Origin of the sequence: Achromobacter sp. SIMBA_011, assembly GCF_046535435.1 — a bacterium.
In the GTDB taxonomy this organism is placed as follows: Bacteria; Pseudomonadota; Gammaproteobacteria; order Burkholderiales; family Burkholderiaceae_B; genus Achromobacter; species Achromobacter dolens.
This window is the reverse complement of sequence record NZ_JAWRWN010000914.1, coordinates 1-251: the sequence shown is the minus strand read 5'-3', so window position 1 is coordinate 251 and position 251 is coordinate 1. Positions and strand designations below refer to the sequence as shown.

Annotated in this window: 1 pseudogene; it reads left to right on the top strand. The window is 61.8% G+C overall.

From position 1 onward, the window contains the following. Positions 1-251, top strand: a pseudogene (locus SB816_RS33660) (DNA polymerase III subunit beta); the annotation flags it as partial.

Below are 251 nucleotides of genomic sequence, written 5' to 3'. Positions count from 1 at the left end.
ATGCGAAAATCCGCCTGACCATCGGCTCGGTCGTTTTGACCTCGAAGCTGATCGACGGCACTTTCCCCGATTATCAGCGCGTCATCCCCACCGGCAACGACAAGGAAATGCGCGTCGATTGCCAGACCTTCGCGCGGGCCGTCGACCGTGTGTCGACCATCTCTTCAGAGCGCGGCCGCGCCGTGAAGCTGGCGCTGACAGATGGCCAGCTGACACTGACGGTCAACAATCCGGACTCGGGAAGTGCGACG